Here is an 8,774-nt window from a genome sequence, read left to right on the forward strand (position 1 = left end):
GTCTCGGGAGGGGTGCGGAGCGGGGTGCGGGTGACCCGCGAGCGTCCGCCCGGGGCGCCGCTGCGCGGGGCCGGGGGGGCCCCCGGGTACGGGCGCGGGGGGGGGCGCGGGGGCGGCCCGGCCCCCCCCCACCCCGGGGGGGCGGCCGGCCCGGCCCCCGGGGCGGCCGGGCCCCCCGCGGTCCTCCCCCGAAGGCCTGGTACCACCATCTCCCCCGGCCCTCGGGGTCGTCCTCGAACCACCACACGTACGCATCCGCGTCGATCGTGCAGTGCAGTGTGCCGCCCGTGCGGTCGGTGACCTGTCGCGTCCGCCGGGCGGCCGCGTCCCAGGTGAACACCTCGCAGCGGCCCCCGGCGTCCCCGGTGAACACCATGCGGTTCGCGTCGCGCGGGCACACGTCCGGAAGTGCGGCGCGGAAGACCTGGTAGCGCCCGGTCACGGCTGCCCCTCCGTCCCGGCCCCTGCGTGCCCGCCGGGGCCGGCCGTGCGGTCCTCCGGCGTGCCTTCGGCGGTGGTCGTGCCGAGCGTGCGGGGCGCCGTGGCATGGGTGTACACGGCGAGCACGGCGACCGCACCGGTGCACACCGCGGCCGGGGCCCACGGGCCGGCCGTGGTGACCAGCGCACCGGCGAGGGCCGGGGCGCCGGCCGCGGCCAGAGCGGCGGACGCGCCGACCACGGCGCCGGCCCGTGACTGAAGGGTGTGCGGTACGGCGGCGACGGCGGTGCTCGACAGGACGACGGTGACGGCCGGAAGCAGCAGACACAGCACGGCGAGCCCCGGTCCGTACGTCCACGGCCCGTCGGCCGCGACGAGCGCACCCAGCGGAACGAGCAGCAGCCAGGTGGCCGCCACCAGGGTCCGTAAGGAGCCGAGGCGGCGCACGATCCGCACCGACAGCAGTGAGCCGAGCAGCCCCGTGGCCCCGGAGACCGACAGGACCAGACCGGTGGCGGCGGTCGCGCCGTGCGCGCCGAGCACGAACAACGCGGTGTACGAGAGCAGGGTCACCACTCCGCTCACGGCCGAGGTCCACACGACGACGAACCGCAGCACGGGCGATCCGGCGACCAGAGCCGCTCCGGCTCCGAGCGCACCGGACAGTGCCCGCGCCGTGCGACGGCCACCCCGTGGGCGGACCCGGCCGTGGGACGGGGACTCGATCGGCGTGCGGATCGAACGTACGCCCACCGCCGTGGCCACGTAGGAGACGGCATCGGCCAGGAACGGCAGGGGCCGGGCGAGCTGGAAGAGCGCCCCGCCGAACGCGGGCCCCACCACCAGCGCGACCTGGTCCCCGGCCTGTAACCCCGCAGCCGCCGAAGGGAGTTCGTCGTGGTCGGCGAGGTGTACGAGTGCGCCGCGCGATGCGGCCTCGTACGCCGTGGCACACAGCCGTTCGGCGAGGGCGAGTGCTCCGAGCAGCCACAGCGGGGCCCGGCCGGCGAACGAGGCGGCGGCGAGTCCTGCCATGGCCGTGGCGGAGAGCACCGCAGTGCCGAGCATGATGCGGCGGCGGTGACCGCGGTCGGCGGGTACGGCGACGAGGGGTCCGATGGCGACCCCCGCGAACGCAGCGGCGCTGGCGAACGCCCCGGCCGCGCCGGGGCCGTGGCCCATGGACAGCAGCAGCAGCGGGAACACGACTCCGGAGGCCTGACTGCCCAGGCCGTCCACCGCGTTGGCCGCCCACAGCAGCCTCAGGTCCCGTCGGCACGGGCGGGCGCTCGGCCCGGTCGCCCCGGAGGGTTGGTCGCCACCCCGGCCGAGCGGGGTGGCAGGCTGCGGTGCTGAGGATGCGTCGACCGTCTCCACCTCCCCCGGACCCGGACGGCAACGCTCCAGGCCGGAACGCCGCATCACACGCACGGAACCCACGGACCGGCCGGGCGACCGGTCCGCATGTGCAGAAAGCGTGTACGAAATGCGAAAGCGAGCCGGAGCCTAACCAGCGGCCACGGACAGCGACAAGGGTCGGACACACCGTCGTCGGGGCCGGGGGCGGGCATATTTGACCGACCGTCGACTGGCCAGAACGCCCGGACGGTACCCGACCGGACATCGCCGGCCCCGCCCACAGGTCTACACCCTTGACGAAATGGGCCGTTCACGGCCGCGCAGGTGCCGGGTCACGGCGCGCCGCGGCGCCCGCGGGCTGTCCGGGACACCACCTGCGCCGATACGCACTCCGGACGCGCCCCCGGATTCCACGCCGGTCGCGCCATGAGCCTTGCACCCGTCAATCACCGCCGCGGAGGTTCGGCGCCCGGGCCACTCGGAGTCGGGCACCTCCGCCCGGACCGGCCGGGCGCGCGGTGCGGGGAGCGGGTCGCCGAGGCCGTACCGATTGGCCGACAATGCACGCCACGTACCGCTCAAGAGCATTCAAAAATTCCGCTTCCGGCGCGTCCACGCCGGCTGTCACGGCCGCAGGCCGGTCACGCGTACGGCGGCGGGGCACCCCTCACAGCAGCGAGCCGAGCGGGCCGAGGTCGATGTTGAGGTCCTCCGGTTCGAGCCCGAAACGGGTCCTGAGCAGTTCCATCCGGTCCTCCAGCAGCATCAACGTGAGCCCGATGCGTTCCTCCTGGTCCTCGGTGAGCTCACCGGTCTCCACCCGGCGCAGTGCCTGACGTTCCATCAACTGACGTAGGAGTTCCACGACGGTCAGCACCAGGCAGGCGAGGTCCCGCTCGACGGTGTCGGGTTCGAGGTCCACACGGCGGCTCATACGGACGGCTCCTCGAAGGGGGACGGGACCAGCGCACCGACCGAGCTGATCAGGGCCTTGAGGTCGATGCGTACGAGGTCGACGTCGGCGATGCGCAAGGTCACGTCGCCCGCGAGCACGACACCTCCGGCCAGGAGCCGGTCGAGCAGGTCGACAAGGGCGAGGTCGCGGTGTTCATTCATGCCGATCGGGCTCCTCGGTGCCGAGACGGGCGAAGGAGTACGGGGCCCACGGCCCGGTCAGCTGCACGCGCACGGCGTCGTCCGTGGTCGCGTTCACCGCCTCCACGTCCCGTGCGAATTCCTCGCAGTGTGCCCTCGGGACGAGGTAGGCCGCGTTGAGGATGTTCTCCCCGGGGACTCCGGAGATCCTCGCGTCCTGCGGCCGGTGCAGCACCTGTTCCTCGGACAGGGCGGTCAGCCGGCGGTGCAGCTCCTGGGCGAGTTCCGTCGCCTCGCGGCGTCCGGACTCGGCGGCCCGCCGTTCGGCGAGCCTGCGGCGCAGATAGTCACGCCCGGCCGGGCGGGGAGCGGAAGGATCGCCCCCGGTGGAGCCGACGGGTTGCGCGGCACCGAGGCCGGCGTAGACCTTCACCCCCCATTCCACCCGGCCCTCCAGGCGGTCCAGTGCCCGGAGAAAGCCGTCGTGCGCGGACTCCAGCAGTCTGCGCACCCCGCTGTCGTCCAGACACACGGTGGCGAGCCGGAGCGGCACGGTGGTGGTCACCGTGGTCAGCGCGGCGACCACCGCCTCGTGCGCTCGTGCCGTGGCGGCCAGCCAGTCCAGGTCCTCCAGGTGCTCCTTCAGCGCGTCCTCCGAGAAGTCCCGCGCGGGGACGTCGTCCACGACGGCCACCAGACCACCGTGGTGGAGCAGTCGGGGCGGCTCACCGCCCAGACCGCCGGTGCCGTCGGGCAGCACTCCGTCGAACGGCCGCGTCACGGCGTAGACATAGCGCAGCCTTCCGTCGGCGGTCATCCGTCCTCCCTCCGCTCCGGCCCGGGGGCCTGCTCGTTCGAGTTCTGCTCCCCGCGCCCTTCCAGCTCCGCGATTCGTCGCTGGAGCCGCTCGTTCTCCCGCGTGAGTTCCCGGCGCCTCGCGGATGACGACAGGGCGGGGTCCTCCTCCCACCAGTCGATGCCCATCTCCTTGGCACGCTCGACCGATGCGACGACGAGACGCAGTTTGATCGTCAGGAGTTCGATGTCGAGCAGGTTGATACGGATGTCTCCGGCGATCACGATGCCCTTGTCGAGTACGCGTTCCAGGATGTCCGCGAGATTGGCTCCGTCGGGAGACGGGTCGGCCAGGCGTGCACCGGGCCTGGGAACCGGGCTGGTCATGAGCCACCCCGCTTTCCGGACCCGGCGCGGCCCGGCTCGTCGCCCCGACCGTCGTGGCCCACGGCGCCGTCCTCGAACTCGTCCTGGTACCGGCCCTCTTCCTCGTCCTCGTCCTCGTCCTCGTCCTCTTCCTCGTCCTCTTCCTCGTCCTCTTCCTCTTCCTTGTCCTCGAATCCGGCGTCGTGTCGGACGGCATCCTCCTCCTGGTCCAGGTACTCGTCCTCGCTCTCGTCGTCCTCGTAGGCCCCGTCGGGCCGGTCGTGCACGGCGCCGGGCTCGTCGTCCTCGTACGCGTCCTCCGCGTACTCGCCCTCGTCCTCTTCGCCGTACGCACCCTGCGGCAGGTCCTCCGCCTCATCGTGCGAGGTGACGGCCTCGCCGTCCCGGAGCGCGTCGCGCCGGCCGTCCACGGCCTCGTCCGGGAGAGAGACATGGCGCGCGAAGTTCCTCAGGCCGAGCCGCACGCGGCGGCCCCCGGTGTGCCGGACGGTGCCAGTCCGTTCGAGCAGCCCGCCGGGGCGGTACTCGACGACCAGCAGCACCCGGGTGAGTTCGTCGGCCAGTGCGTGGAAGGTGACGACGCCGTCGGCGGAGCCCTTCGCGGATTCGGAGGTCCAGGCGATGCGCGTGTCCGGCACCTGTTCGGTGGTGCGGGCGGTCCAGCTCCGCGTGGACCCGAACGCCTTCACGGTCCACTCCGAGGTCGTGCCGTCGACCGGGTCCACGCGCCGGACGCCCTTGGCGAAGGCCGCGACGTACGGGTAGCGGATCCACTGGTCGTAGGCGTCACCGACCGGCACACCGACGTCGACGGACTCGACGATGACGACGGACCCGCGACCCCGGGGACCCCTGCGCCGACGGCTGCCGCGCACCACGCCCCTGGCCCGGGCGGCCACGGCGGCCTTCAGACGGACGGCACCGGCCCCGGCGACAGCACGTGCGGGGCCCTTTCCCGCGGTGATCCTTCGTCCGCTCTCCAGGGCCAGCCGGGCGAAGCCCGGGCTGCGGCCCTGGGCTATGTCCTCCAGTTTCACCGTCGACTCACCGAGTTTGCGTCCGACGGCGATCAGCACGCGCTCGGCCCGTGCGAACAGGTATCCCAGCAGCTCCTGCTTGAGCCGGTCGACGGCGGGGCTGTCCCCCAGCGGGCTCACGGCGCTCTCAGCCACGGCGCCCGCCTCCCTCGCCTTCGGACGCACGGACCGATCCCGAGGAGGTGCGTGCTGAAGCCGCCTTCGCCCCGATGGCGAGGCCCACGGTCCACGTGTCGTTCATGGCTGTTGCGTCCTGTTCTCGAGCCGGGCGAGCAACTCGTCCTCCCGGCGGTCGAATTCGTCCTCGTCGATCTCGCCCGCGTCCAGCAGGACTTCGAGCCGGGCGAGTTCGCGTTGCACCGCGGCGGGGTCGTAGTACTGCCTCTCGGCCTCGGCCACCACCTGCCGCAGCACCCACGCGGTGCCGCGCAGCGGCGCGGCGGGCAACAGCAGCAGCTCTCCCAGCAGTCCCACGGCGTCACCTCCTCATGCGCGGAGTGCCCCGGCGCGCGGCCGGAGCCTCCTGGTCGTCACTCGACGAAGCTGTACGGCGGCAGCGGCCCGTTCACCTGAATGACCAGGTGGGGGTGTTCGTCCTGCAACGCCCGCACCGTCGCGGCGAACTGGTCCGTCCTGCCGCGGTCCACCAGGAAGGACACGTTCGCAAGCCATCCACCGCTCTGCGGCCCTTCGTCCACGTCGTCGGCATGCGGTTCGAGGGCGCTGCGCACCCGGGCGGCGTCCTCCGCCTCCCTGGCCTGCACCGCCGAGGCGACGTGCTCGCCGAGCCTGATCCTGTCCTCGTAGCTTCCGCCTCCCGCCGCCCTGTTGGCCTCGGTCATGGCACGCAGTTCGGCGTCGTCGGCGAGCACCACACGGAGAACGGATTCCTCGTCGTGGCTCGCCTTGACGTTGTACTCGGCCTTGCCGTCCAGGGCGCCGAGGCGCTCCAGGTAGTGGTCCTGCCGTTCCCTGAGCACCGACGCGACCGTGTCGTCGTCCGGCGATACGCCACCGAAGCGCATCGGCAGCACGGGCCCCGCCTGGCCGGCCCGCGTCAGCACGCTCTGGTGGGCCAGCAGGTCGCGCCGCTTGGGCTTCAGGCCTTCGGGGGCGTCGCTGACCAGCGCCACCAGTTCGCCGTCGCCGATGACACGGACCGGGCACGGCGGGTTTCCGACGCCGTCCATGTTCTCCGGCAGCCGCGGGTGGGAGCTGCGGGCGATGCCGTAGACGTACGTGGTCATTCCTTCTCCTCCTTGCGCCGGCTCGTGGTGCGCCGGGTCCTCGGGCGCGACTCGGATGTCTCGGACGCCTCGTCCCGGGCCTGTTGGAACGCCGTGGAGATGGTCTCCGCCGCTCCGCTCAGTGCGCCCTTGGCCTTGCCGCGCGCACCGGACTCGGTCACGCTGCCCACGAGGTCCGGCAGCCCCGGGCTCTTGTGCGGTCCGGATTCGAGGTCGAGCCGGTTGCACGCCTCCGCGAAGCGCAGATATGTATCCACGCTCGCGACCACGACACGGATGTCGATCTTCAGGATCTCGATCCCGACGAGGGAGACGCGCACGAACGCGTCGATCACCAGGCCCCGGTCGAGTACCAGTTCCAGGATGTCGTACAAGCCGCTGGAGCCGCCCGAGCGGCTGCTCTGCTGCGCCGGCACAACGGTCATCGTCTGCCTCCTTGTGATCCTCGCGGCCTGGTCCGGTCACCGGTTCGGGTCGGCCCGGCCGCGTTCGTAGCGCCGCAGGCGCCGGTAGCCCACCAGCTCGCCCTCGGGGTCGAGTTCGACCTCGTACGAGGCGAGGAGGCTCATCGTGTCGGGGACGCGCTCCAGCTCGACGACCTCGATGTGCAGGGTCCAGCCGTCGCCGGTCCTTTCGACGGACGACACCGATTCGGCCGGCATTCCTGTGAGCGCGGTGAGCTGTTGCCGTGCTTCCTGCAGAACCTGCATGACCTTGACCGGCTTCGACGTTCCATCAGACACGGTTACAGCCCCAGTCCCGTCGGATGATGCGTGGGTGGACATGTGTACCGGCGCCGATGTCGCACATGCCCTGTTGGCTGTGGTGCGGCGCGGTGCTCCGAGGGATTTCGACGTTCCGGCCCGTTCGGGGACGGGCCACGACGTCCCTCTCGGCTGCGAATTGCCCGGCGGCGTCCGCTCAAACGTCCGATGCGCGGGGCGGTGAAGGCGAGTCGGCCTTCTCCGCCCCGTGAGCTGCGGATACGTTCACCGGGTCGGTGCGGCGCGGCCCGGCGCACCCGGACATGGTCCGCGGCGCGGCGGCATGTGCCGGAGCCGTCACCGCAACGTGCCGACGGAGGGGGCGGCGCAGGCGCGGACATGCGCCGCGGCCGAGTGAGGTGCGGGTGCCTGACCGATCCGGCGGGACCACGGACCGCAGCCGTCGGCACCGGACACGGAGACCGGCGCCGCAGGAGCCGTGGATGGCGGGGCCGCGGGAACCACGGTGATCGGAGCCGTCGAGCCATGTGGCCGGGCCACGCCGGGCGGACCCGGCGCCGTCGCTCGCCGCAGGAGCCACCGGGGCCGGAGCCGCCCGAGTCACAGGAAGGGACCGGAGCCCCGGGCGCCGGGACGGGACACCGTCAGGTCGGGGAGTCCGGCGAGCCGGCCGGGTTCACTTGCACGCCCGCAGAAGAAAGGAGTGGCCGGCCGGGTCGGACATGAGGCGCGCCTCGCGCGGTGTCCCCCGGTCGACGACCTCCATGGGGGTGGCGCCGAGGCTCACCGCCTGGCGCTCGGCCTCGTCCAGCTCGTCCGGCGGCACGAGCACCAGCAGATGTGCCTGCTGCGAGTCCTCCGGGCGGGGCCAGCTCGGGGGCGCGAGCCCGTGGTCGCGCTGGAGCCCCAGGACGGATCCGTCCGCCCCGGCCACCTCGAGGAGGTCGGGGTCCCCCGTCCGCCGTATCTCACCTTCCAGCAGCGCCGCGTAGAACTCCGCGAGCTGCTCGGGCTCGGCACAGTCGAGCGCCAGAACCGCCGTCCTTCGAACCGTCATTGCCCCTCCCGAGGTCGCACACCGTGGGCTGTCCGGGTACCCCGGTCGCCCCTGCTCATGCGAACGCGGCAGGCGCCTCGCACGGGGTCCGGTCGACGTACTCCCCGACGACGCGGGCGCGGTGACGCCGGGCGGTCGCGTGTCACCGACACCCTCGACGTCCGGCGTCGGCGGGCGGACGGGTGTGCCGGCCGGATTGGTTCACGGCCGAGGCGGCCGAGGAGTACGGCCTGATCGACGACGTCGTCCCGGCGGCCGATGCCGTGCCCGGCAGCGGCGGCACCGGGGCCCGAGCCCAGGGACACCGCGCCGGGGCCGGGACGGCTCCGGCGCGGTCGCCGCCCGCTCCGACGGGGCCGGAGCGCCATCCGTCGGGCCGCCGTCGGCCCCTCGACCGGCCCCGTGCGTGTGAGGCCCCCCATAGGAGCCAGATCACTTCCTAAGCCGGATAGGAGAGCGACAGAGACCCTATCTGCATAGATATCGCTCGATCATTCCATTTCGGACATTTCTCCGTAGTCGGGTAGTACGTCACGTCATTGCGCCCCACGACAGCCGCCGCTAACCATGGCTGTCGCTGCCGGGGAGCCGCGACCGGACAGATCCCGCCGGATCCGTTCGCACCGGCCCG

The 8,774-nt window shown here is 72.7% G+C and carries 11 protein-coding genes; all 11 read right to left on the reverse strand.

What is annotated here, in order from left to right:
• Window positions 1-438 precede the first annotated feature (438 nt).
• The 11 genes from ACWCP6_RS36960 to ACWCP6_RS37010 all read right to left on the reverse strand — a co-directional run bounded on the left by ACWCP6_RS36960 (window position 439) and on the right by ACWCP6_RS37010 (window position 8,143).
• Window positions 439-1,818 (reverse strand): MFS transporter, encoded by a 1,380-nt coding sequence (locus ACWCP6_RS36960; RefSeq protein ID WP_450937051.1) that lies wholly within the window; start codon window positions 1,816-1,818, stop codon window positions 439-441.
• A gap of 649 nt (window positions 1,819-2,467) precedes the next feature.
• The gene (locus tag ACWCP6_RS36965) at window positions 2,468-2,734 is read right to left on the reverse strand and encodes a gas vesicle protein K (RefSeq protein ID WP_450937052.1); all 267 of its coding nucleotides are present in this window, start codon (window positions 2,732-2,734) and stop codon (window positions 2,468-2,470) included.
• Window positions 2,731-2,916: a gas vesicle protein gene (locus tag ACWCP6_RS36970; RefSeq protein WP_450937053.1), complete on the reverse strand. Its 186-nt coding sequence runs from the start codon at window positions 2,914-2,916 to the stop codon at window positions 2,731-2,733. The genes ACWCP6_RS36965 and ACWCP6_RS36970 overlap by 4 nt, the downstream gene beginning before the upstream one ends.
• Window positions 2,909-3,712: a GvpL/GvpF family gas vesicle protein gene (locus ACWCP6_RS36975; protein ID WP_450937054.1), complete on the reverse strand. Its 804-nt coding sequence runs from the start codon at window positions 3,710-3,712 to the stop codon at window positions 2,909-2,911. Before ACWCP6_RS36975 ends, ACWCP6_RS36970 begins: the two co-directional genes overlap by 8 nt.
• Window positions 3,709-4,077, reverse strand: a complete 369-nt coding sequence (locus ACWCP6_RS36980; protein WP_450937055.1) for a gas vesicle protein — start codon at window positions 4,075-4,077, stop codon at window positions 3,709-3,711. The genes ACWCP6_RS36975 and ACWCP6_RS36980 overlap by 4 nt, the downstream gene beginning before the upstream one ends.
• On the reverse strand, window positions 4,074-5,249 hold the full coding sequence (locus ACWCP6_RS36985; RefSeq protein ID WP_450937056.1) for an SRPBCC family protein: 1,176 nt from the start codon (window positions 5,247-5,249) through the stop codon (window positions 4,074-4,076). Before ACWCP6_RS36985 ends, ACWCP6_RS36980 begins: the two co-directional genes overlap by 4 nt.
• A 102-nt stretch (window positions 5,250-5,351) precedes the next feature.
• Window positions 5,352-5,588, reverse strand: coding sequence for a gas vesicle protein GvpG (locus ACWCP6_RS36990; protein WP_450937057.1), 237 nt, complete (start codon window positions 5,586-5,588; stop codon window positions 5,352-5,354).
• Between the two features lie 56 nt (window positions 5,589-5,644).
• Window positions 5,645-6,361: a GvpL/GvpF family gas vesicle protein gene (locus ACWCP6_RS36995; protein ID WP_450937058.1), complete on the reverse strand. Its 717-nt coding sequence runs from the start codon at window positions 6,359-6,361 to the stop codon at window positions 5,645-5,647.
• Complete coding sequence (locus tag ACWCP6_RS37000; RefSeq protein ID WP_450937059.1) at window positions 6,358-6,786, reverse strand: gas vesicle structural protein GvpA; 429 nt, start codon at window positions 6,784-6,786, stop codon at window positions 6,358-6,360. The genes ACWCP6_RS36995 and ACWCP6_RS37000 overlap by 4 nt, the downstream gene beginning before the upstream one ends.
• A gap of 36 nt (window positions 6,787-6,822) precedes the next feature.
• Window positions 6,823-7,146 (reverse strand): gas vesicle protein GvpO, encoded by a 324-nt coding sequence (locus ACWCP6_RS37005; protein ID WP_450937060.1) that lies wholly within the window; start codon window positions 7,144-7,146, stop codon window positions 6,823-6,825.
• A 616-nt stretch (window positions 7,147-7,762) separates the two neighbouring features.
• Entirely contained in the window at window positions 7,763-8,143 is a 381-nt protein-coding gene (locus ACWCP6_RS37010) for a VOC family protein (RefSeq protein ID WP_450937061.1), read from the reverse strand.
• Window positions 8,144-8,774 lie beyond the last annotated feature (631 nt).

Source organism: Streptomyces sp. NPDC002004 (assembly GCF_053593975.1).